The sequence below is a fragment of the Gordonia sp. NPDC003425 genome (assembly GCF_053588635.1).
In genome coordinates this window covers 281,754-303,569 of the sequence record NZ_JBSFQI010000003.1, presented here as the reverse complement: position 1 = coordinate 303,569, position 21,816 = coordinate 281,754, and the positions used below count along the sequence as shown (strand labels likewise).

19 protein-coding genes are annotated in these 21,816 nt (G+C 67.1%); 11 read left to right on the top strand and 8 right to left on the bottom strand.

The genetic code is table 11. From position 1 onward, the window contains the following. Positions 1-93: 93 nt before the first annotated feature. The 9 genes from ACWDTD_RS06195 to ACWDTD_RS06155 all read left to right on the top strand — a co-directional run bounded on the left by ACWDTD_RS06195 (position 94) and on the right by ACWDTD_RS06155 (position 10,324). A complete protein-coding gene (locus ACWDTD_RS06195; protein WP_449746195.1) occupies positions 94-1,737 on the top strand; it encodes an amidohydrolase in 1,644 nt (547 codons plus the stop codon). After that, the gene (locus ACWDTD_RS06190; RefSeq protein ID WP_449746194.1) at positions 1,734-2,849 is read left to right on the top strand and encodes an ABC transporter ATP-binding protein; all 1,116 of its coding nucleotides are present in this window, start codon (positions 1,734-1,736) and stop codon (positions 2,847-2,849) included. Before ACWDTD_RS06195 ends, ACWDTD_RS06190 begins: the two co-directional genes overlap by 4 nt. Then, the gene (locus tag ACWDTD_RS06185; RefSeq protein WP_449746193.1) at positions 2,846-4,045 is read left to right on the top strand and encodes a polyamine ABC transporter substrate-binding protein; all 1,200 of its coding nucleotides are present in this window, start codon (positions 2,846-2,848) and stop codon (positions 4,043-4,045) included. Before ACWDTD_RS06190 ends, ACWDTD_RS06185 begins: the two co-directional genes overlap by 4 nt. Then, positions 4,042-5,901 carry an ABC transporter permease subunit gene (locus tag ACWDTD_RS06180; RefSeq protein ID WP_449746192.1) on the top strand — a complete coding sequence of 620 codons (1,860 nt, stop codon included), beginning with the start codon at positions 4,042-4,044 and terminating at the stop codon, positions 5,899-5,901. Before ACWDTD_RS06185 ends, ACWDTD_RS06180 begins: the two co-directional genes overlap by 4 nt. A 92-nt stretch (positions 5,902-5,993) precedes the next feature. After that, positions 5,994-6,818 (top strand): SDR family oxidoreductase, encoded by an 825-nt coding sequence (locus ACWDTD_RS06175; protein ID WP_449746191.1) that lies wholly within the window; start codon positions 5,994-5,996, stop codon positions 6,816-6,818. Positions 6,819-6,881: 63 nt separating this feature from the next. After that, positions 6,882-8,150 (top strand): acyl-CoA dehydrogenase family protein, encoded by a 1,269-nt coding sequence (locus ACWDTD_RS06170; protein WP_449746190.1) that lies wholly within the window; start codon positions 6,882-6,884, stop codon positions 8,148-8,150. Beyond that, the gene (locus ACWDTD_RS06165) at positions 8,147-9,196 is read left to right on the top strand and encodes a phosphotransferase family protein (protein WP_449746189.1); all 1,050 of its coding nucleotides are present in this window, start codon (positions 8,147-8,149) and stop codon (positions 9,194-9,196) included. The genes ACWDTD_RS06170 and ACWDTD_RS06165 overlap by 4 nt, the downstream gene beginning before the upstream one ends. Beyond that, entirely contained in the window at positions 9,193-9,894 is a 702-nt protein-coding gene (locus tag ACWDTD_RS06160; RefSeq protein WP_449746188.1) for a TetR/AcrR family transcriptional regulator, read from the top strand. The genes ACWDTD_RS06165 and ACWDTD_RS06160 overlap by 4 nt, the downstream gene beginning before the upstream one ends. A 10-nt stretch (positions 9,895-9,904) precedes the next feature. Beyond that, a complete protein-coding gene (locus ACWDTD_RS06155; protein WP_449746187.1) occupies positions 9,905-10,324 on the top strand; it encodes a VOC family protein in 420 nt (139 codons plus the stop codon). A gap of 25 nt (positions 10,325-10,349) precedes the next feature. On the opposite strand, the gene ACWDTD_RS06150 is transcribed toward ACWDTD_RS06155, so the two are convergent. Both ACWDTD_RS06150 and ACWDTD_RS06145 read right to left on the bottom strand, forming a co-directional pair. Further along, entirely contained in the window at positions 10,350-11,861 is a 1,512-nt protein-coding gene (locus ACWDTD_RS06150) for a class I adenylate-forming enzyme family protein (RefSeq protein ID WP_449746186.1), read from the bottom strand. A 97-nt stretch (positions 11,862-11,958) separates the two neighbouring features. Continuing rightward, the gene (locus ACWDTD_RS06145; protein WP_449746185.1) at positions 11,959-12,918 is read right to left on the bottom strand and encodes a phosphotriesterase family protein; all 960 of its coding nucleotides are present in this window, start codon (positions 12,916-12,918) and stop codon (positions 11,959-11,961) included. A gap of 202 nt (positions 12,919-13,120) precedes the next feature. On the opposite strand from ACWDTD_RS06145, the gene ACWDTD_RS06140 reads away from it, so the two are divergent. After that, positions 13,121-14,080 carry a L,D-transpeptidase family protein gene (locus ACWDTD_RS06140; RefSeq protein ID WP_449746184.1) on the top strand — a complete coding sequence of 320 codons (960 nt, stop codon included), beginning with the start codon at positions 13,121-13,123 and terminating at the stop codon, positions 14,078-14,080. Between the two features lie 74 nt (positions 14,081-14,154). Here ACWDTD_RS06140 and ACWDTD_RS06135 read toward each other — a convergent pair whose 3' ends face one another. After that, positions 14,155-15,555 (bottom strand): class II fumarate hydratase, encoded by a 1,401-nt coding sequence (locus tag ACWDTD_RS06135; protein ID WP_449746183.1) that lies wholly within the window; start codon positions 15,553-15,555, stop codon positions 14,155-14,157. A gap of 191 nt (positions 15,556-15,746) precedes the next feature. Here ACWDTD_RS06135 and ACWDTD_RS06130 point away from each other — a divergent pair, with 191 nt between their 5' ends. Next, positions 15,747-16,739, top strand: a complete 993-nt coding sequence (locus ACWDTD_RS06130) for a type IV toxin-antitoxin system AbiEi family antitoxin domain-containing protein (protein WP_449746182.1) — start codon at positions 15,747-15,749, stop codon at positions 16,737-16,739. 45 nt (positions 16,740-16,784) lie between these two features. Here the strand turns inward: ACWDTD_RS06130 and ACWDTD_RS06125 are convergent, their stop codons facing one another. The 5 genes from ACWDTD_RS06125 to ACWDTD_RS06105 all read right to left on the bottom strand — a co-directional run bounded on the left by ACWDTD_RS06125 (position 16,785) and on the right by ACWDTD_RS06105 (position 21,675). Next, positions 16,785-18,473 (bottom strand): fumarate hydratase, encoded by a 1,689-nt coding sequence (locus tag ACWDTD_RS06125; protein WP_449746181.1) that lies wholly within the window; start codon positions 18,471-18,473, stop codon positions 16,785-16,787. Positions 18,474-18,525: 52 nt separating this feature from the next. Next, positions 18,526-19,392, bottom strand: coding sequence for a spermidine synthase (locus tag ACWDTD_RS06120; RefSeq protein ID WP_449746180.1), 867 nt, complete (start codon positions 19,390-19,392; stop codon positions 18,526-18,528). Then, positions 19,389-19,802: an adenosylmethionine decarboxylase gene (speD, locus tag ACWDTD_RS06115; protein WP_449746179.1), complete on the bottom strand. Its 414-nt coding sequence runs from the start codon at positions 19,800-19,802 to the stop codon at positions 19,389-19,391. Before speD ends, ACWDTD_RS06120 begins: the two co-directional genes overlap by 4 nt. 74 nt (positions 19,803-19,876) lie before the next feature. Further along, the gene (locus tag ACWDTD_RS06110; protein ID WP_449746178.1) at positions 19,877-21,058 is read right to left on the bottom strand and encodes a type III PLP-dependent enzyme; all 1,182 of its coding nucleotides are present in this window, start codon (positions 21,056-21,058) and stop codon (positions 19,877-19,879) included. After that, positions 21,058-21,675, bottom strand: coding sequence for a hypothetical protein (locus tag ACWDTD_RS06105; RefSeq protein ID WP_449746177.1), 618 nt, complete (start codon positions 21,673-21,675; stop codon positions 21,058-21,060). Before ACWDTD_RS06105 ends, ACWDTD_RS06110 begins: the two co-directional genes overlap by 1 nt. Positions 21,676-21,816 lie beyond the last annotated feature (141 nt).

The following is a 21,816-nucleotide window of genomic DNA, read 5'->3' as shown; positions in this document are numbered from 1 at the left end:
AAGAATCCGTTGTTCGGGTAGACCGATACAACGAAATCCGTGACGATCGATGCCAGATAGTTCGGATTTCGTGAGTGAAGGGTATCGATCGCGTTGGCACGACTCCCCGACACCGTGTTCCACTCGGGGCCGGTTTTCGACGGGTTCCGCCTGCTGGAGGGCGTGGCCGTCGGCGTGCGCGACGGCCGCATCATCGCGGTGGGAGACCGGGCGCGTGTGCGCGCCGATCTTCCGCACGCCGACGACTTCGATCTGGCCGGGCGCCTACTGCATCCCGGCTTCACCGACGCCCACATCCATGCGCTCTCCGGCGGCGTCGACCGCAACGCCTGCGATCTCACCGACGCCACCGACGCCGAATCCACCCTGGCCGCGATCGCGGCCTACGCGGCAGGCACCGACCGGGACTGGATCGTCGGTTCCGGCTGGACGATGAGTCACTTCGACCGCGGGTGTCCCACCGCCGCCGCCCTCGACTCCGTCGTCGCCGACCGTCCCGTCTTCCTGCTCAACCGCGACCATCACGACGCGTGGGTCAACACCCGCGCGCTGGAACTCGCGGGTGTGGACGCACAGACCCCCGACCCGGCCGACGGTCGCATCGAACGCGACGCCGCCGGCCACCCGACCGGCACCCTGCATGAAGGCGCGATGGACCTGGTGGGACGGCTGGTTCCGCCCACCGACCTCGACGAACAGACACGCGGACTCGCCACCGCGCAGACCTACCTGCATTCGCTGGGCATCACCGGCTGGCAGGAGGCCATCGTCGGCGACTATCCCGGCATGGCTGATCTGGACACCGCGTACACCTCTTTCCTGCAGGCGGGTCTGCTCACCGCGGACGTGGTGGGCGCCGCCTGGTTGCCCCGCGACCTCGATCTCGCCGGTGTCGAGAGCCTGGTCGCCGGATTCGCTGACGCCGCCGCGGCCACCGAAGGCCGGCGCTGGCGCATGCCCGCGGTCAAGATCATGGTCGACGGGGTGGTGGAGAATCAGACCGCCTCGATGTCGCAGCCGTACTGCGGGTGCGCACCCACCGCGCTGGGCCTGTCGTACTTCGACCCCAAGGTGCTCACCGACGCCGTGATCGCCTGCGACGCAGCCGGACTCGACCTGCACTTTCACGCCATCGGCGACGCCGCGGTGACCACCGCGCTCGACGCCATCGAGGCCGCGCGGGTGGCCAACGGCATCACCGCCGGACGCCACCACATCGCGCACGTGCAACTCGTGGTGCCCGCCGACATCCCTCGTTTCGCCCAACTGGGGGCGACGGTCAACATGCAGGCGTTGTGGGCGCACAACGACGACGCCATGGTGAGCCTCATCCGGGCGGCCGTTGGCGAGGAACGCTACCGCTGGCACTATCCGTTCGGGTCCCTGCACCGCTGCGGGGCGCAACTGGCGATGGGCAGCGACTGGCCGGTGACCACGCCCGACCCGTGGGCGGCGATCTCGGTGGCCGTCACCCGCACGTCGCCCAGCGACGACACCGACCCGCCGCTGCTGCCCGACGAGGCACTCGACCTGTCGACCGCCCTGGCCGCGTACACCAGTGGGTCGGCGCGAATCAACCGGCGCGCGACCGCGGGTGTGATCCGTCCCGGCGCGTCCGCGGATCTGGTTGTCGCCGACCGCAATCCCTTCGACCACCCGCCGCAAGACCTGTGGCAGACCGGCACCGATCTCACCGTCGCCGACGGCACCATCGTTCACGAGAGGACACCCACATGACCGCAGTCGACGCACCCGCCCCGACGCAATCGGCCCCACCCACCAAGGGTGCCATCTCGCTGAGTGGCATCACCAAGGTCTACGACAACGGCTACGTCGCCGTCACCGACATCGATCTCGACGTCGCCGCAGGCGAATTCGTGTCGCTGCTCGGACCGTCGGGCTGCGGCAAGACCACGCTGCTGCGCATGATGGCCGGATTCGAACGTCCCACCAAGGGCGACATCACCCTCGACGGCACCTCCATCGTCGACGTACCGCCGGAACGGCGACCCATCAACACGGTGTTCCAGTCGTATGCCCTGTTCCCGCACATGACGGTCGCGCAGAACGTGGGATTCGGTCTGCGTCAACGCAAAGTGCCTAAGAAGGAGATCGGCACCCGTGTCGCCGAGGCACTCGAACTGGTGCAGATGACCCGCTTCGCCGACCGCAAACCCGCGATGCTCTCCGGCGGCCAGCAACAGCGCGTCGCGTTGGCCCGCGCCCTGGCCAACCGGCCCGACGTGTTGCTGCTCGACGAGCCGATGAGCGCGCTCGACCGCAAACTGCGCGAAGAGATGCAGATCGAACTCAAACTGCTGCAAAAGGATCTCGGCACCACCTTCGTGTTTGTCACGCACGATCAGGAGGAGGCGCTGTCGATGAGCGACCGCATCGTGGTGATGAGCGAGGGCCGCATCGCCCAGATCGGTGACGGCAGAGACGTGTACGCGGCGCCGGTCAACCGGTTCGTCGCCGACTTCGTCGGCAAACAGACATTCTTCGACGTCACCGGAGGCTACATCGACGGACGTGTCGAGACCACCGACGGGGCGTTCGCCGCCACCGGTGACATCGACGACGTCACCGGCGAGCTCGTGGTGGCGGTGCGACCCGAGGCCATCTGGTTCGTGGACGACGACACCGCCGTCGACTCGGGCGACAACGTGGTGTCCGGTGTGGCCGAAGGGGTCTCGTTCCTCGGCGACTTCACCCAGGTGGTGGTGACCACCGACGCCGGCACCGAGGTGCTGGTGCGCGGGGCCACCCGCAACTTCCCGCCACTGGAGGAGGGGCAGCACGTCACCTGCACCTTCGCCAAGGCCGACACCCGGGTGTACGCGAAATGAGCCGACGAGACAACCACGGCGGCGGCAACCACGGCGCGAGCGCCGTGACGGTGAACGCGCTGGTGCCGCGGGCATCCGTGGCGCGCATCACCCGACGCAGCTTTCTCGCCGGGATCGGTGTGGCCGCAGCGGGAGTGGCCGTCTCGGCATGCGGCGGGTCCAAGACGATCGCACCGTCGGCCCCGCTCGGCGACAGCGTCGAGAGCCAGCTCAACTACTACAGCTGGGGTGACTACGAGGACCCCGGCGACCTCGACGGATACCGCAACAAGTTCGGGGTGCGCCTGCAGGTCGACTCATTCGGCTCCAACGAGGAGATGATCGCCAAACTCGCCGCCGCCCGCGGCACCTCCGGATACGACGTGGTGGTGCCCACCGGCGTGTACATCCCGCAGATGGTGCAGCACGGCCTGCTCGACGAACTCGACCACGCGCTGATCCCCAACCTGGTCAATCTCGAGGAGCGGTTCTTCAACCCGCCGTGGAATCCGATGTCACGGCACGCGGCGTGTAAGGACTGGGGCACAACGGGATTCATGTACCTCAAGTCGCTCACCGACCGCACGCCGACGTCGTGGAAGGATTTCATCGACCTCGCGACCGGACCGGCCCGCGGCAAGGTGAGCGTGGTGGAGGACCCGTGGGAGGTGGTCTCGATCGCGATGGGCGCGTTGAACATCAACCCGAACACCACCGACCCGAAGGATCTCGACGCCGCCCGCACCATTCTGCTCAACCAGCTCGCTCCGACGGTCCAGGGCTACAACTCGTCGATCACGTCGGTGGTCTCCGGCGGAGCCTACAGCCTACTGCAGGCGTGGAACGGCGACGCCCGCCTCACACTGATGAACGAGAACGATCCGGACCGGTGGGGTTTCGTCTACCCACTACCCACGGCGAACCTGTTCGTGGACAACTTCGCGATCGTGCACGGCACCCAGCATCCGCGTGCCGCACACGAGTTCATCAATTACATGCTCGACCCCGAGGTGAGCTTCCGGGAGATGGAGTACATCGGGTATCAGACGGGAGTGAAGGGGATGGCGGAGAAGGGCAAGGCCGCCGATCTGCCGTTCCCGGAACTGTTGTTCCCGTCGGACGAGATCGTCGATCGTCTGGTGTCGGCCAACGTCGACTCCGCCACCCAGGAACGCACCGAGATCCTCAATCAGATGCAGGCGAGGAGTGCCCGATGACCGTCACCATGGACCCGCCGGCCGGAACCCCGAAACACGCCGCACCCGATCCGGATCCGATCGAGACCCCCAAACCGCCACTGCGGCAACGTCTCTTCGGTGTCGGGGGTCTCACGTTCCCGGCCTGGGCCTACCTGCTCTTCTTCTTCGTCATCCCGCTGGCGCTGGTGATCTGGTACAGCTTCGGCTACAAGCCCGACCAGTTCACCACGTATGCCACCGACCAACTCTCCTTCGGACGCTACAGCGAGGCGTTCGGTGCCGATTACCGGTCGACGTTCTGGAACACACTCGGCATCGCGGTGACCGGTGTGGTGCTCGCGCTGCTGATCGGCATCCCCTTCGCCTACTGGCTGGCGGTGAAGTCCGCCGCCCGCCGTCGTCCGATCTATCTGGCGCTCATCATCATTCCGTTCTTCACCAACTTCCTGGTGCGCACCATCGGCTGGCAGATCACGCTGGCCCCCTCGGGATGGCTGTCGGGGTTGATGCAGAGCATGGGGCTCGGGGAACTCGGCGTCCTCTACACGCGCACCGCGGTCCAGATCGGCGTCGTGTACAACTACCTGCCACTGATGATCTTCCCGCTGTTCGTGGCGATGGACCGCGCCGAACTGTCGCTGCGTGAGGCCAGCCGCGACCTCGGCGCCAATCGCTGGACCACGTTCTTCCGGATCACGCTGCCCCTGGCCTCCCCGGGCATCGTGTCCGGCTGCCTGCTGGTGTTCATCCCGCTGATGGGCGACTACGTGACCCCGGCCGTCCTCGGCGGCGCCAAGGGCACCATGGCCGGCCAGATGATCGCCGCCCAGTTCGAGACCGCGCAGAACTGGGCGCTCGGGTCGGCGATGACCGTGTCGCTGATGGTGATGGTGCTGCTCTGCGTGATCCTGGTCGGGCTCGTCATCAGGGTGGTGGCCCATCTGCTCGACACCCGGGTGTTCAACGTGCCCGCACCCGAGACCGGCGCCGACTCACCGGGACCGTTGCCGCCGCTGACGATGAAGCCCCTGCGCACCACTCGCGACTGGTACACGATCGCGATCAAGGTGTGGGCGGTGATCGTCTACCTGTTCTTGTTCCTGCCGATCCTGGTGATCGTCGCCTACTCCTTCAACACCGGCCGGGTACTCGCCTCGTTCGAGGGTTTCGGGTTCAGCGCCTACTCCGACGCCGTCACCAACGACACCATCGTCCGCACGGTGGTGGTGTCACTCGAGGTGGGCATCCTCTCGGCGTTGCTGGCCACCATCCTCGGATCGCTCGCGGGGATCGGTATCGGCATCTCGCGCCGGCCGCGCTGGTGGTCGATCGGCCTGCTCGCCCTGCTCACCGTCACCCTGGTGACACCCGACATCGCCGACGCCGTGGCGTTTCTGCCCTGGTATGTGACCCTCGGCGTCGACGCCGGGCTTTCTCCGTTCAACAACGGCCTGGTGCGCCTGGTGATCTCGCACGCGGTGGTGTCGATGGTGGTGGTGACCTTCATCGTCCGCGCCCGCGTCGCCGCGCTCGACCCGGCATTGGAGGAGGCCGCGGCGGATCTGTACGCCTCGCCGCTCTCCCGCCTGCGACACGTGATCCTGCCGGCCGCGATGCCGGGCATCTTCGCCGGCATGATGCTGGCCTTCACGTTCAGCCTCGACGACGTCGTCATCTCGACGTTCGTGCAGCAGCCCGGGTACACGCCCTGGCCGGTGTACATCTTCTCCAGCGTGCGGGTGGCGCTGAAACCCGAGGTGGCGGCGATGTCGACGCTGATGCTGCTGCTGACGCTGGTGGTGCTGGCGTTGAGTGCGCTGGTCCTGCGCCGCAGCGGTGAGGACTCGAACTCGATGGCCAAGATGCTCGGCTGAGGCAGAAGCCTGGGTCGAGAACTTCATCGGTCCGCCCTCGGGGGGTGACGTGAACGCTTGAACCTGAAACCGGATTCAAGTACGTTTCTCGTATGAATATCGACGGCACCGTGGCCATCGTGACCGGTGCGGGCGGCGGCATCGGCGGGGCACTCACCCGAGCTTTCGTCGCGAACGGTGTCCGGGTGGTGGCCACCGACCTCGACGAGCAGGCGGTGTCGGCGACCGCCACCGCCATTGATCCGGCAGGGCAACGGGTCGCGGCGCTCGCGGGCGACGCCGGGTCGGCCGAGCACATCGATGCCGCGATCGCGCTTGCCGAGTCGCGATTCGGGCCCGTCGACATCTACGTGGCCAACGCCGGCATCGGAGGACGTGCGGGTCTCGAGGCGTCGGACGCCGACTGGGATCTCGCCCTCAACGTCAATCTGTTGGGCCACGTCCGTGCCGCGCGTCGCCTGGTCCCGGAATGGGTGGGACGGGGCGGCGGCTACTTCATCTCCACCGCATCGGCCGCGGGCCTGCTCACCCAGATCGGTTCGGCCGTCTACGCCACCACCAAGCATGCGGCCGTCGGATTCGCCGAATGGCTCAACGTCACCTACGGCGATGCCGGAGTGCGGGTGAGCTGCCTGTGCCCGATGGGTGTGGACACCAAACTCCTTCGCCCCGAGGGCGGCTCCGACGATCCGGGGGAGGTGCTGATGCAACGGGCCGTGGAGACCTCCGGACGCGTCCTCGACGCCGACGAGGTGGCCGAGGTGGTGCTCGCGGCGATGCACGACGAACACTTCCTGATCCTGCCGCACCCCGAGGTACTCGACATGTACCGGCACAAGGGCGCCGACTACGACCGCTGGCTGCGCGGCATGCGCCGCTACCAGCAGTCGCTGCTCGCCGTCGGCCCACAATCCTAGAAACCCCACCACAGTCTTGGAAACACCACAGTCTTGGAAAACCCACCACCGCAAGGAGATCCGATGAGTCTGTTCGAGATGTCGCCGCGCGCCGAAGAATACCGGCAACGCCTGCTGGCCTTCATGGACGAGTACATCTATCCCAACGAGGCGCTGTTCGCCCAGCAGGAACGCGAACTCGACAACCCGCACGGCAATCCGCCCATCCTGCTCGAACTCAAGCAGAAGGCCAAGGCCGACGGGCTGTGGAACTTGTTCCATCCGCACAAGGAGTGGGGACCTGGCCTGACGAACCTCGAGTACGCGCCGCTCGCCGAGATCATGGGGCGCGTGGTCTGGGCGTCGGAGGTGTTCAACTGCAACGCCCCCGACACCGGAAACATGGAGGTGCTCACCCTCTTCGGCTCCGACGAGCACAAGGAGCGCTACCTCAAGCCGCTGCTCGACGGGGAGATCTCGTCGGCATTCGCGATGACCGAACCGGCCGTCGCCAGCTCCGATGCCACCAACATCGAGATGTCGATGGTCCGCGACGGTGACGAGTACGTCCTCAACGGCCGTAAGTGGTTCGCCTCCAACGCTGTTCGTCCGGACTGCAAGGTCCTCATCGTGATGGGCAAGACCGATCCCACCGCACCCACCCACCGCCAGCAGTCGATGATGGTGGTGCCCACCGATGCCCCCGGCGTCACCATCGTGCGCAACCTGCCGGTGTTCGGCTACACCGACCGGGAAAGCCACGGCGAGCTGGTCTTCGAGAACGTGCGCGTGCCGGCGAAGGACGTGCTCAAGGGAGAGGGCGAGGGCTTCGCCATCGCGCAGGCCCGCCTCGGGCCGGGCCGAATCCACCACTGCATGCGCACGATCGGCATGGCCGAGCGGGCGCTGCAACTCTTGTGTGAGCGTGCCGTCGACCGCGTCACCTACGGTGAGCCGCTGTCCAACCGCGCCAACATCCAGGATTGGATCGCCGAGTCGCGCATCGACATCGAGATGGTGCGCCTGCTCACGCTGAAGGCGGCGTACATGATGGACACCGTCGGCAACAAGGAGGCGGCCACCGAGATCGCCGCCATCAAGGTCGCCGCCCCCAATGTGGCGCTCAAGATCATCGACCGCGCCATCCAGGTCTACGGCGGAGCCGGCGTCACCGACGACGTCCCGTTGGCCATGGCCTACGCCCACATCCGCACCCTGCGACTGGCCGACGGCCCCGACGAGGTGCACAAGCGGGCCATCGCCCGACGCGAACTGCGACCCTACCGGCACGGTAAGCCCGCCCCGGAGACCGTGGCAGGCGTGTCCGACCAGGCGCTGGTGTCTCGGTGGTGAGCACGACGACACAGGGCACCTCGATTCCCGAAGTGGACACCACAGCACTTCGTGAGTGGTTGCGCACCAACGAAATCGACATCGACGACGAGTTCGAGTGCGTCCGCGTCGGTGCCGGACAGTCGAATCTGACGTATCTGCTGCGCGATGCGTCGGGCCACCGGTACGTGCTGCGTCGACCACCCGTCGGCCATCGGCTCGCCTCGGCCCACGACGTGGTGCGGGAGGCGCGGATCCTGTCGGCGCTGGCGCCCACCGACGTTCCGGTGCCCACGGTGTTCGGCGTGTGCACCGACGAGTCGGTGGCGCCGGTCCCGCTGGTGGTGATGGAGTTCGTCGACGGGGTGGCCCTGGACAAGCGGGAGACCGCCGAGGCCATGCCGATGGACGTGCGGCGCGCGGTGGGCACGTCGATGATGCAGACGCTCGCGCACATTCATGCCGTCGACCTCGAGGCGACCGGTCTGATCGATCTGGCCAGTCACAAGCCGTACGCGCAGCGACAGCTCAAACGGTGGAGTGCGCAGTGGGAACAGTCGAAGACCCGGGAGATCCCCGAACTCGACGCGCTGACCCGCCGCCTCGCCGACAATATCCCCGAGCAGCGCGAGATGTCGCTGGTGCACGGCGATTTCCACATCCGGAACGTGATGGTGGATCCGGCGAGCGGGGAGGTGCGCGCGGCGCTGGACTGGGAACTGTCGACACTCGGCGATCCGCTGGCCGACATCGGCAGCACCCTGGCGTACTGGCCCGAACCCGGGGAGGAGATCCCCGGCCGCTTCTCGGTGGAGACCATGCCCGGTTTTCCCACCCCCGCCGACGTGCGCGACGACTATCTGCGGATCACCGGACGCGACCCGCAAGCGCTCAAATACTGGCACGCGCTGGGACTCTGGAAGGTGGCGATCATCGCCGAAGGCGTGCTGCGCCGGGTGCGCGACGACGCCACCAACCGGGCGGCGAGCGGTGTGCCGACCGACGCGGTGGTGGATCGGTTCGTCGCCAAGGCCACAGCGGTGGCCGACTCGGCGGGATTGGTGTGAGCACGCAGCCGCTGCCCGACAGCGCACTCGCGGTCCCGGCACTGGTACCCGATGCCGTCGACCGCAAGCCGCTCACGGCCCGCGGTGAGCGGACCCGCACCGCGCTGGTCGACGCGGCCCGTCGCATCTTCGAACGCGACGGCTTCGCCGATTCCCGGCTCACCGACATCACCGCCGAGGCGAACTGTTCGACGGGATCGTTCTACACCTACTTCGACAGCAAGGAGGAGATCCTCGACGCGGTGCTCGCCCAGGCCCATCAGGACATGCTCCATCCGGGCCTGCCGCACGTCGAATCCGATTCCGACGACGACCCGACGGCCGTCCTCGCCGCCGCCAATCGTGCCTATTTCGAGGCCTATCGGCGAAACGCCGGCCTTCGGCTGGTGCTCGATCAGGTGTCGTCGACGATGCCGGAGTTCCGCGAGAAACGGCGCCGACGCAGCATGGTGTTCGTCGAACGCAACGCTCGCCACATCCAGGAGTTGCAGGACCGCGGTCTCGCCGACCCCGAACTCGACCCCATTGCCGCCGCGGGAGCGCTCTCGGGCATGGTGTCGCGCATGGCATTCCAGGCATTCGTGGTCGGCGACCCCGACGCCGATCCGGACGACGACGTCGATATCGACGCGATGGTGTTCACCGCAACTCGTCTGTGGGTCAACGCACTCGGGCTCGGGCCGACGCGTCGGGCGTAGCATCGCGTTCATGTCCCTGAGTGTGGCGCGCCTCGATCACCTGGTGCTGAACTGCCGTGACATCGACGTCACTGCCCGCTGGTACCAAAGGGTTCTGGGGATGCGCGTGGAACGATTCGGTGCCGAGATGCGGACAGCCCTACGTTTCGGGGAGCAGAAGATCAACCTGCGACCGGCTGCCCGCGAGGGTGACGATCCGGGATGGGTGAGCGCGCGGGTGGTGGCCTCCGGGTCGGAGGATCTGTGTTTCGTCATCGCGTCGGCGACGGCGACGGAGGTCGGTGATCACCTGCAGCGTTGCGGTGTCGAGATCACCGAGGGGCCGGTGACACGAACGGGTGCGCTCGGTTCCATCGTCTCGCACTATTGCCTCGATCCAGACGGAAACCTCATCGAGATCGCGGTCTACCCGGCAGACCGTGCCGAATGAGGTGCACCCGGCGCGGTGAGTGGGTTCACGCAGTGGCCGTGAGCCCTTCCCGGTCGATGGCCCGTTTGAGGATCTTGCCGGTGGCGCCCTTCGGTAGCGCTTCGACGAACTGGAACACGCGCGGCACCTTGTAGGCGCTGAGGTGTTCCTTTGCCCAGCTGCGCAATTCGTCGACGTCGAGGTGGCTTCCCGGTCGTGGCGTGATCACGGCGGCGATCTCCTCGCCGTAGTGGTCGTCGGGGATGCCCACGACGGCCACCTCCACGATGTCGGGATGCTCGTAGAGCACCTCCTCCACCTCGCGGGGGTACACGTTGTATCCACCGCGGATGATGAGATCCTTTGCGCGGTCGACGATCCGGACATCACCGTCGGAGTCCATCGAACCCAGATCCCCGGTCTTGAGCCAGCCGTCGTGCAGTTCGGCCGCGGTGGCGTCGGGGCGGTGCCAGTAACCCTTCATCACGGTGGGACCGGAGATGAAGATCTCGCCGACGGTGTCGGCCGGCACGACATGTCCGTCGTGATCGCGCACCTCGATGGTGAAGCCGGGCAGGGCGGGACCCACGGTGCCCACCTTCGGTGGACTCGCGAGGTCCCGGAAGGTGGCGGTGCCCGCGGTCTCGGTGAGTCCGTATCCCTCGAGGATCGCGCACCCGAACTTGTCGGCGAAGGCGCGGATCACCTCGCCGGGCATCGAGGCACCGCCCGAACAGGCGAGCCGGAGATCGACGAAATCGCTTGGCGCGTAACCCTCTCCGGCGAGCAACATGGCGTTCCACATGGTCGGCACACCGCAGGCGATCGTGATGTGCTCGTCGCGCAGACGATCCATGAACACGGTGGGGGAGAACGGGGAGAGCAGCGACAGGCTGCATCCGCTCGACAGCGCGGTGTGCATCACCACCGCCTGACCGAACACGTGGAACAGCGGCAACGCGGTGGCCCACCGGTCGTCGGCGGTCATCTGCAGGGACTGGCGGAAGGTGATGGGCACCGCGTTGATGTTCGCGACGGTGAGTTCGGCGCCCTTCGGCCGGCCGGTGGTTCCCGAGGTGTAGAGCAACACCGCGTCGTCATCGTCGGAACGTTCGACGTACTCCGCGACGGGCTCGTTTCGAAGGTCGCGGTCGGCGGGCGTCACCTCGACGAAGCCGAGTCCTTTCTCCTCGGCCACGGTGCGCGCATGCTCCGCGCACCCGTGCCACGCGACGATCAGCGACGCCTCCGAATCGTCGACCACATAACGGATCTCGGACGGGGTGGACATCACGTTCATGGTGACCACGGTGGCGCCGACCGTGTGCAGCGCATAGTAGGTGATCGCGAAATCGGGTACCGACGGTGCGATCAGCAGGACGCGATCACCCGGTTGCACGCTGTGGCCCTGGTGGTCGGGATCGCGGTAGCGGGCTGCGGCCCGCGCGATGTGCGTGCGCAACTGGCCGTAGTCGAGTACGTCGGCGCCGTCGCGAATGGCGATCCGCTCCGGCGTGTGTGCGGCGATGCGCCACAGGTCTGCGACAACACTGCTCATGGCTCGATGTCCTTCTCGGTCGGGGTGATCGGGGCGCGCCCTGTGATTCGACGTGGCCCTGTGATTCAACGTGGCCCTGTGATTCGACGTACCGCTGTCATTCGAAGTAGCGGCGGGGGACGTCGACGAGCATGGTGGTGATGTCGGCGTCGCTGACGCCGCGTTCGCGCAGCGCGGGCAGCACGTCCTCGCTGATGTGGCGGTAGTTCCACTTCGGGACGGCCTGCTTCTTGGCCTCGGGATCGAACCAGTCGATGAAGCAGGAGGCGTCGTGGGCCAGTGCCATCCGGTCGGCGTAGCCCCTCTTGGCGAGTTCGACGACGGTGTTGATGCGGTCCTCGAAGGGCAGCAGTACGTCGAGGCCGAAGCGGTCCATGCCCAGGATCGACCCGGCGTCGGCGATCTTCATCAGATAGTCGAGGTCGGTCGAGTCACCCGAGTGCCCGATGACGACCTTGGAGAGGTCCACGCCCTCCTCGTCGAGCACCCGCTGGGCGACGAGACCCGATCCGGTGTGCGGGTTGGTGTGCACCGTGATCGGTGCCCCGGTCTGCACATGCGCCTGTCCGACGGCGCGCATCACGCGCTCCACGCCGGGGGTGAGGCCCGGTTCTTCGATGGCGCACTTGAGGAACGCCGCCTGCACGCCGGTGTCGGCGATGCCCTTGGTGAGGTCGCGCACGAAGTAGGTGACGAGCGGCTCGTCGACGTCGAAGAGCAGTCCCGGACCGGTGTAGTGGAACTGGAAGGGAATGTCGTTGTAGGTGTAGAGGCCGGTGGCGACGATCAGGTTCAGGTCGATCTGCTCGGCGATGCGCTGGATACGGGGGATGTAACGGCCCAGGCCGAGGACCGTCGGATCGAGGATGGTGTCGATGCCCAGCGACTTGAGTTCGGTCAGGTCGCGCACCGCTTCGGCGATCTTCTGATCCTCGTCCCAGTCGTATTGGTAGTTCTCCCGGTACTCCTCGCCGAGGACGAAAACGTGTTCGTGGACCAGGACGTTGCCCAGGGCTGCCGAGTCGACCGGACCTGTGACTGTGTTGACGATGCTCACTGAGTTCCCTTCGCGCTGTTGCCGGACATCACACCCGCCGACGGTTGTGCTGTACATCACGTGCTGCAGAGAGATTAGTTGAGACTGAGTTCAAGTTCAATGGGCACGTCATGGGATCAGTACCGCACCGTGACCATGCCGAGACTTACGCACTCTTGCCTTTTGTCACACTGGTGTGGTGCAGAAGTTACTGATGAGGCGAATGAGACTGTTGGTACTAGTGGTGCTCGCGGTGATGGCTGCGATCGCGGCGGGTACCGGCCAGGCGCTCGCCGCGCCGGGAACGACCACCACACCCACCACACCGGTCACGCCGAGCGTGTCGGGTGTGCCGCAGACCGGCATTCCGCAGCTCGACGAGATCCTGAACAAGCTGGCCGGCACCGGGTCGTCGGAGCCGGGGGGCACCGCGGGCGACAGCAGTCAGCTGATCGTGGTCACCGCTCCCAAGGCCTCCGACACCACCGCGACGCTCACTGCGTTCGAGCGCGGCACCGACAACACGTGGAAGCCGGTGATCGGGCCGACCAAGGCATTCCTGGGTGCGCAGGGGATGGGCGAACCCAAGGACAACGTGCCCCGCACCCCGGAGGGCACCTTCGCTCTCGACCAGGCGTTCGGGCGACAGGCCAATCCGGGCACCAAGATGCCGTACTTCCAGGCGACCCGGGAGGACTGGTGGGACTCGAACATGAAGTCCCCGACCTACAACACCCATGTGCGACAGGCGAAGAGCCCCGGCGGCGACAGCGAGAACCTGTACGACTCGGGTCCGGTGTACGACTACGCGGTCAACATCGCACACAACCCGCAGCGGGTGCCGGGCAAGGCGTCGGCGATGTTCTTGCACGTGACCAACAACGAGCCCACCCAGGGCTGTGTGGCGATCGACCGGGAAGACATGCGCAAGGTGCTGACGTGGCTCGATCCGGCCAAGCACCCGAAGATCACCATCGGCGTCAACGCGTCGGCCCCGACCGGCAGCGGGCCCTCGACCACCACGCCGCCGACCACCACACCGCCGACCACCACCCCTCCGCCCGGGGGTGCCTCGCCGGCGCCGTCGGTCCCGGGAGTGTCGGACATCCTCGGGGGCGGAGCGCTGACCGATCTGCTCACCCAGCTGGTCAACCTGCTGCCGGGGCTGCTCGGAACCAAATAGCGACCGCTCATGAGTCTGTGCCGTATTTCGGTGTCACCAGGTGACACCGAAATACGGCACAGTGGTTAAACGGCTCAGCGCTTGTGGTCGAGGTTGGCCATCTTGAGCACGTCGAGCCGGGAATCGAGTTCCGCCTCGCTCAGCTTGTCCGGCACCAGCCCACGGTCGAGGACGGTCTGCCGAATCGTCTTGTGTTCCTTGAGGGCCTGCTTCGCGACGGCGGCCGCCTCCTCGTAGCCGATGGCGCTGTTGAGGGGTGTGACGATCGACGGTGAACTCTCCGCGAGGGTGCGCAACCGTTCGGTGTTCGCTTGCAGCCCGGAGATACAGCGGTCGGCGAACAGTCGCGACACGTTGGCGAGCAGCTTGAGCGATTCGAGCACGTTGCGCGCCATCATCGGGATGTACACGTTCAGCTCGAACGCGCCGTTGCCCCCGCCCCAGGTGACCGCCGCGTCGTTGCCGATGACCTGTGCGGCCACCTGTGTGACGGCTTCGGGCAGAACGGGATTGACCTTGCCGGGCATGATCGAACTGCCCGGCTGCAGGTCGGGCAGGTGGATCTCGGCGAGGCCGGTGAGCGGTCCCGAACCCATCCAGCGGACGTCGTTGGCGATCTTGGTCAGCGAGACGGCGATGGTCTTGAGCACTCCGGACAGTTCCACCAGGCCGTCGCGGGCGGCCTGGGCCTCGAAGTTGTTGGTGGCCAACGTGATCGCGTCCACATCGGTCAGCCTGACGAGCTCGGCGACCACCTTGCTGCCGAAGTGGTCGGGGGCGTTGAGTCCGGTACCCACCGCGGTGCCGCCGATCGGGACCTCGCCGACGCGCGGGAGCGCGGCGAACAACCGCTCGATGCCGGCCTCCACCTGACGGGTGTACCCGCTGAACTCCTGCCCGAGGGTCACCGGCACGGCGTCCATCAGGTGGGTGCGGCCGCTCTTGACCACGTCGCGCCACTCCTCGGCCTTGGCGAGCAGTGCGAGCCGGAGATGGTCGAGCGCGGGGATCAGATCGGTGACCACGGCCTCGGTGGCCGCGACGTGGGTGGCGGTGGGGAACGTGTCATTGGACGACTGCGACATGTTGACGTCGTCGTTGGGATGCACGGTGACGCCGTTGGCCGCGGCGATCGACGCGATCACCTCGTTGGTGTTCATGTTGGAGCTGGTGCCCGAGCCGGTCTGGAACACGTCGATGGGGAACTGGTCGTCGTGGCGCCCGTCGGCGATCTCGGTGGCCGCGGCGACGATCGCGTCGGCCTTGGCCGGGTCGAGCAGGCCGAGGTCTTCGTTGACCCGTGCGCATGCCGCCTTGAGCAGTCCCATGGCGCGGATCTGGGTGCGTTCGAGGGGACGGTGGCTGATCGGGAAGTTCTCGACCGCGCGCTGGGTCTGTGCGCGCCACAGCGCGTCGACGGGAACCTTGACCTCGCCCATCGTGTCGTGCTCGATGCGGTACTGCTGTTCGGTCATGGCGTGCCAATCCTCCGGCTCATCGATGAAGTCAGGGTGTCCTCACGCAACGCTACTCGGCCGGCGATCTGCCGTACTTCCGAGTCACCAGGCGGCACGAAGATACGGCACAAGCACTCGCGGACGACGAAGTTGTCCACAACCTTGTCGGCGGGCCGATCACGGAAGGAAAGCGGGCGACACTGTCGGGCATGACCTCGCCCCTGCGGACCGCACTGTCACATGTCGACGATCTGCTGCGCACGCAGCATGGTGTGATCACCCGTGGCCAGGCGATGGCGGGAGGCTTCTCGGCGGCAGACATCCGGCGCATGGTGCGCCGACGCGAATGGGCCACCGTCTACCCCGGGGTCTACGTCAACCACACAGGGCCGTTGACGTGGCGGCAGCGCGCCTGGGCTGCAGTACTCGACGCATACCCCGCGGCCCTGAGTCACTCGTCGGCCCTGATTCCCGGGTCTGCGCCGGCACACGGATCCGCGCCGGCGACCCTGGACGAACGATCCGCGGGCGTCATTCACATCGTGGTCGACCGGTCGCGCCGGATCACGCGACGACCGGGGGTCGTGGTCCACTACGCGTCCCGGCTCGACGACAGGGTGTTGTGGCACACCGACCCGCCCCGCGTACGCGTCGAGGAAGCAGTGCTCGACCTCGCCGACGCCGCGTCATCCGAACTCGACGTCGTCGGCCATCTGACCGAGGCCGTCAACGCGCGGACGACGACGGCCACCAGGCTGATCGAGGCAACGCGGCGTCGACCACGCATGCGCCGTCGCGAACTGATCGTGAACGTCCTCCACGACGTTCGGGACGGGACGTGTTCGGTGCTCGAGCACGCGTACCTCCGCAGAATCGAACGCGCACATGGACTTCCGTCGCCCCGACGACAGGCGCCGACCACCGTCGGCCGCCGCGGTTTTCGAGACGTCGACTATCCGGAATGGGGAGTGGTCGTCGAACTCGACGGACGCGCGGGGCACGACGGACCCCGAGAGCGCGACCGTGATCTGCAGCGCGACCTCGACGCCGCGGTCGGTGCCGCGCGCCAGACGCTGCGACTGGGCTGGGGACAGGTGTTCGGCCGTGCATGTGCGACCGCACACCAGGTCGGGCAGGTACTCCGATCGCATGGGTGGACCGGATCGCCCTCCCGGTGTCCCTCGTGCCCGCCAGTGCCGTAGATCCGAGTCACCAGGCGACTCGGAAATACGGCACAAGCCCTGCGGTCAGGACCGGACGCGGACACCGAGCGGGACGGTCACGGCGCCGCCGGGGTCGGTGAAGAAGTCGTTGCCCTTGTCGTCGACGACGATGAACGCCGGGAAGTCCTCGACCTCGATCTTCCACACCGCCTCCATGCCGAGTTCGGGGTACTCGATGACCTCCTGGCTCTTGATGCAGTCGAGCGCGAGGCGGGCGGCCGGCCCGCCGATGGAACCGAGGTAGAAGCCGCCGTGACGGTGACAGGCGTCGGTGACCTTCGTCGAGCGATTTCCCTTGGCCAGCATCACCATCGACCCGCCGGCGGCCTGGAACTGGTCGACGTAGGAGTCCATGCGCCCGGCCGTGGTGGGACCGAACGAACCCGACGCCATGCCCTCGGGCGTCTTGGCCGGACCGGCGTAGTAGACGGGATGGTCGCGCAGATAGTCGGGCATGGGTTCGCCCGCGTCGAGCCGCTCCTTGATCTTCGCGTGCGCGATGTCGCGGGCCACCACCAGCGGGCCGGTCAACGAGAGCCGCGTCTTGACCGGGTGTTTCGACAGTTCGGCGAGGATCTCGGGCATCGGCCGGTTCAGGTCGATCTCGACCACCGCGCCACCCTCGATGTGCTCGGAGACCCCCGCGTCGGGCATGTAGTGCGCGGGATCGGTTTCGAGCTGTTCGAGGAACACCCCGTCGGCGGTGATCTTGGCCAGGGCCTGGCGGTCGGCCGAGCACGACACCGCGATCGCCACCGGGCACGACGCGCCGTGACGCGGCAGGCGCACCACCCGCACGTCGTGGCAGAAGTACTTGCCGCCGAACTGCGCTCCGATCCCGAAGGACTGGGTGAGCTCGAACACCTTCTGTTCGAGTTCGAGGTCGCGGAAACCGTGCGCGGACATCGATCCCTCCGTCGGCAGCGTGTCCAGGTAGTGCGCCGACGCGTATTTCGCCGTCTTGAGCGCGAACTCGGCCGACGTGCCGCCGATCACCACCGCCAGGTGATAGGGCGGACACGCGGCGGTGCCCAGCGACCGGATCTTCTCGTCGAGGAAGGTGAGCAGACGGTCGGGGTTCAGGATGGCCTTGGTCTCCTGGAACAGGAACGACTTGTTCGCCGACCCACCGCCCTTGGCCATGAACAGGAACTTGTACTCGGGCCCCTTGGGGCCCTGCTCGGTGGCGTAGATCTCCACCTGCGCAGGCAGATTGGTACCGGTGTTGCGTTCGTCGTAGGTGGTCAGCGGGGCCAGCTGCGAGTACCGGAGGTTGAGTTTCGTGTAGGCGTCGTACACCCCCCGGGAAATCCATTCGCCGTCGTCGACGCCGGTCAGGACGCCCTCGGACTTCTTGCCCATCACGATCGCGGTGCCGGTGTCCTGGCACATCGGCAGCACGCCACCCGCCGAGATGTTGACGTTCTTGAGCAGGTCGAGCGCCACGAAACGATCGTTGCCCGACGACTCGGGATCGTCGATGATCTTGCGGAGCTGCGCGAGATGCGCCGGGCGCAGGTAGTGGGCGATGTCGTGCATGGCCTCGGCGGTCAGCCGCTGCAGCGCCTCGGGGGCCACCCGGAGGAAGCGGTGGCCGTCGACCTCGAACGTCGACACCCCCTCGGTGGTGATCAGTCGGTAGGGGGTCTCGTCGGCGCCGGAGGGCAGCAATTCGGCATAGCGGAACTCCGGCGCGGGGGCTGTTGCGCTCACCCTTGAATCCTATCGCGGCCGGTCAGCGCGCTGCGCAAGGGGAGTTGGGAGTTCAGGCCTCGACCGCCAACGGGGCGCGGCGCACACTGATCGGCGCAACACCGTTGCCCATCAGTGCGAGTGCATCGATGGTGCGCGGGCGGTAGCCGCATGCTGCGAGCCTGGCGCACATCAGCGCCGCCGGATCGTCCACCGGATCGACGCGACCGAAGAGGTAGGCCCACTCGTGCTCGTCGGAGCCGTCGTAGGTCACCGAGTCGAACACCGTGTGGAAGCGCTGCCACATCCGGATCAGGGTGGTGTTGCGCCACAGCGTCTGACATCCGGCCTGGGAGACGAATACGCCACCGGGGCGCAGCAGCGCCCGGCACAGGCGCAGGAACTCCGTCTCGTACAGACGGTTGTGTTGCGCGGCCTCGTCGCGTTCGTCGGGTAGATCGACCACCACCACGTCGTAGCGTTCGGCGGTGGTGGCGATGTGCGAGAAGCCGTCGACGAAATGCATGCGGATCGGGCCGTCGCCGGTTTCCGCGGCGGCGAGTTCCCCGGGCGAGTACCCGTAGGGCAGGTACTGCGCGCACAGACGTACGGCCTGCTCGTCGATGTCGACGTGGTCGACGACTGTGGCGCCGGCCTCGACCGCCATCTGGGAGGCCACACCCTCGCTGGACCCGACGATGAGCACCCGGTCCACACGGTCGGCCAGCAGAAATGCCGGCACCATCAGTGCCTCGTGATAGGTCAGCTGGCTGAACTCCGTGCTCTGCCGGTCGTCGTCACAGAACAACGAGATCCCCTGGGCGGTCCGGGCGATCAGCAGGTGCTGGTATGCCGTCCGGGTGTCCACCAGCACGTCGCCGATGGCCCAGTGCCGGGTCATGCCCGGGGCCACGGGCTCCGGTACCGAGCGGCCGTTCATGCGATCACCGCCCGCTCCGGTCCGGGCGCGTCGGTCTCTCCGCGGCGGATCACGTCCCGGCGGACCGCGCGGGCCCGCAGCGCGGTGGCGAGGTGGTCGATCGCCGCCGTCGGCTTCGCGCGGGTCCCGCAGGTGAACACGTCGACGAACACCGCGCCGTACTCGGGATAGGTGTGTATCGACGCGTGCGATTCGGACAGGAGCGCGAGTACCGTGACCCCTTGCGGCGTGAAGCGTTGGGACACAACGTGAAGCACGGTGGTGTCGGCGTGGATCAGGGCTGCGCGCAGGCTGGTCGTCAGGAATTGCTCGTCGTCGAGGAGGCCCGGTGGTGCGCCCGACAACTCTGCCAAAGCGTGCTCACCGGCGAATCGGCACAGGTCGATCGGGTGACAGGCGATCTCGGTCATCGGTGTTCTCCGTTCATATCCCAGAGGCAGGTCGTGTCTCAGAGGCAGGTCGTATCTCAGAGGCAGGTCGTTTCTCAGAGGCAGTAGGTGGGTAGCGGCGCGAATCCGTTGAACTCGACCGACGAATAGCTCGATGTGTAGGCGCCCGTACACAGCAGGTCGACGTGGTCGCCCGCGGCGAGCGCCAACGGCAGTCGATACGGGGTGTGCTGGTAGATCACGTCGTCGCCGTCGCAGGTGGGTCCGGCGATCACCACCGGGCCGTGCGGGCCGTGGTCGGCGCCCGTCCGCAGCCGGTAGGCGACGGCCTCACCCTCGGTTTCGGCCAGTCCGCTGTACCGCCCGATGTCGAGGTAGACCCAGCGATGGCCGCCGGCACGATCGCGACGGGTCACCAGGACCACCTCGGATCGGATGAGTCCCGCGTCGGCCACGATCGACCGTCCCGGCTCGATCATCAGCTCCGGCACGTGCGAGCCGAAGTGCGCCGTCACGGTAGCCCCGATCGACCGCCCGAACGTCGACAACGGTGCGGGCTGTTCGCGGTAGTGCGCGGGGAAGCCGCCCCCGAGGTTCAGCGTCGTCAATTCGATTCCCTCGGTGCGCAATCGGGTGAATGCCGATGCCGCGTGACCGATCGGTGCGTTCCAGGCGTCGGGATCGAGTTGTTGTGATCCGGTGTGGAATGCGACTCCTCGCGCCTGGAGACCGAGGCGGTGGGCGAGCCGCAACAGGTCGGCAGCCAGGTCCGGGGAGCACCCGAATTTGCGGCCGAACGGCATGGCCGAGCGCCCGGGATCGGTGCGGATGCGCACCAGCACCGCACTGCCCGGGGCGTGGTCGGCGATCGACCGGATGTCCTCGGCGCTGTCGGAGACGAACGTCCGGACGCCTCGGCGGTAGGCGTGGGCGATGTCGCGCGGCTTCTTGATGGGGTTGCCGTAGGAGATGGTCTCCGGTGCCGCGCCCCGGCTCAGGCACCGGTCGATCTCCGCGACGCCGGCCGCGTCGAACGCCGACCCTTCGGCCACCAGCAGATCGATCACCTCGATCGCCGGGTTCGCTTTCACCGCGTAGAAGGGTGTGGCGGTGGGGAACGCGGCACGCATCGCCCGGAACCGTCGACGCACGGTGTCGAGGTCGACCACCAGGCACGGCGTGGGTGGCCGTTCGGTTTCCAGGAAGTCCAGGATGCGTGTGTGAGCCGCCGACAACCCGGCTGTGCTGTCGTGGACCGGCGACGACATGGTGGTCATCACGCCACCAGATCCTCGGCCTGCGGGTCGGTTGCCGACGACGGATCGGTCGCCGCAGCGGTCTGCTCGGCGCTCTCGCCACGCTTGGCCAGCGGATGTGCCAGCCAGCGTCCGAACCGCTCGTAACTGAAGATCGTGCAGACGTAGAACGCGGCGTCGGCGATGAATCCGCCGACGACCCATCCGGCCACGGTGTTCTGGAGCAGGATCGGACCGAGGTAGTAGAGGCCGGGGCGGACCACGACGCTGTCGATGACCTCGCCGATGCCGAATTCGACGGCCAGGCTGCGCAGGGCGATGACGTTGACCAGCGCGACCCGCGTCCACATCGTCCGGCCGGCCAGCGTGGGCCACGTCCAGCGCACCGCGTTCACGTATGCGGGTAGGTAGTACCCGACCGACGAGCCCACGGTGGCGGCGACGGCGGCGACCACCAGCGACCCGGTGGACGCGTACGCGACCCACGCCGCCCCCAACTCGCCGACCCAGCCGCTGATCTCCAATGGCAGGTAGCGACGCAGCCACTCGATCACCTTGGCCCGGCGGCCCAGGGTGGCCTCGATGTGCCCCGTCGTGGAATCCATGTGCCCGGTCGCGGTCTCCGTGTGCTCTGCCATCGGTGTCTCTCGCCGTTCGCGTCGGTTGTGGTGTCCCATTGAGACTGCGGCGCGGGTGACGGGTGGGCGCGCGTAGTCGATTACGCGTTATCCGGCGCCGGCCGGCGAACCCGTGTCCCGGCTACTCCAACGTCCCGGCTA

Coding starts and splice junctions, on each gene's coding strand:
- ACWDTD_RS06190 (WP_449746194.1), top strand. CDS start 1,734: ATGACCGCAGTCGACGCACCCGCCCCGACGCAATCGGCCCCACCCACC.
- ACWDTD_RS06185 (WP_449746193.1), top strand. CDS start 2,846: ATGAGCCGACGAGACAACCACGGCGGCGGCAACCACGGCGCGAGCGCC.
- ACWDTD_RS06180 (WP_449746192.1), top strand. CDS start 4,042: ATGACCGTCACCATGGACCCGCCGGCCGGAACCCCGAAACACGCCGCA.
- ACWDTD_RS06175 (WP_449746191.1), top strand. CDS start 5,994: ATGAATATCGACGGCACCGTGGCCATCGTGACCGGTGCGGGCGGCGGC.
- ACWDTD_RS06170 (WP_449746190.1), top strand. CDS start 6,882: ATGAGTCTGTTCGAGATGTCGCCGCGCGCCGAAGAATACCGGCAACGC.
- ACWDTD_RS06155 (WP_449746187.1), top strand. CDS start 9,905: ATGTCCCTGAGTGTGGCGCGCCTCGATCACCTGGTGCTGAACTGCCGT.
- ACWDTD_RS06150 (WP_449746186.1), bottom strand. CDS start 11,861: ATGAGCAGTGTTGTCGCAGACCTGTGGCGCATCGCCGCACACACGCCG.
- ACWDTD_RS06140 (WP_449746184.1), top strand. CDS start 13,121: ATGAGACTGTTGGTACTAGTGGTGCTCGCGGTGATGGCTGCGATCGCG.
- ACWDTD_RS06135 (WP_449746183.1), bottom strand. CDS start 15,555: ATGACCGAACAGCAGTACCGCATCGAGCACGACACGATGGGCGAGGTC.
- ACWDTD_RS06130 (WP_449746182.1), top strand. CDS start 15,747: ATGACCTCGCCCCTGCGGACCGCACTGTCACATGTCGACGATCTGCTG.
- ACWDTD_RS06120 (WP_449746180.1), bottom strand. CDS start 19,392: ATGAACGGCCGCTCGGTACCGGAGCCCGTGGCCCCGGGCATGACCCGG.
- speD (WP_449746179.1), bottom strand. CDS start 19,802: ATGACCGAGATCGCCTGTCACCCGATCGACCTGTGCCGATTCGCCGGT.
- ACWDTD_RS06110 (WP_449746178.1), bottom strand. CDS start 21,058: ATGACCACCATGTCGTCGCCGGTCCACGACAGCACAGCCGGGTTGTCG.
- ACWDTD_RS06105 (WP_449746177.1), bottom strand. CDS start 21,675: ATGGCAGAGCACACGGAGACCGCGACCGGGCACATGGATTCCACGACG.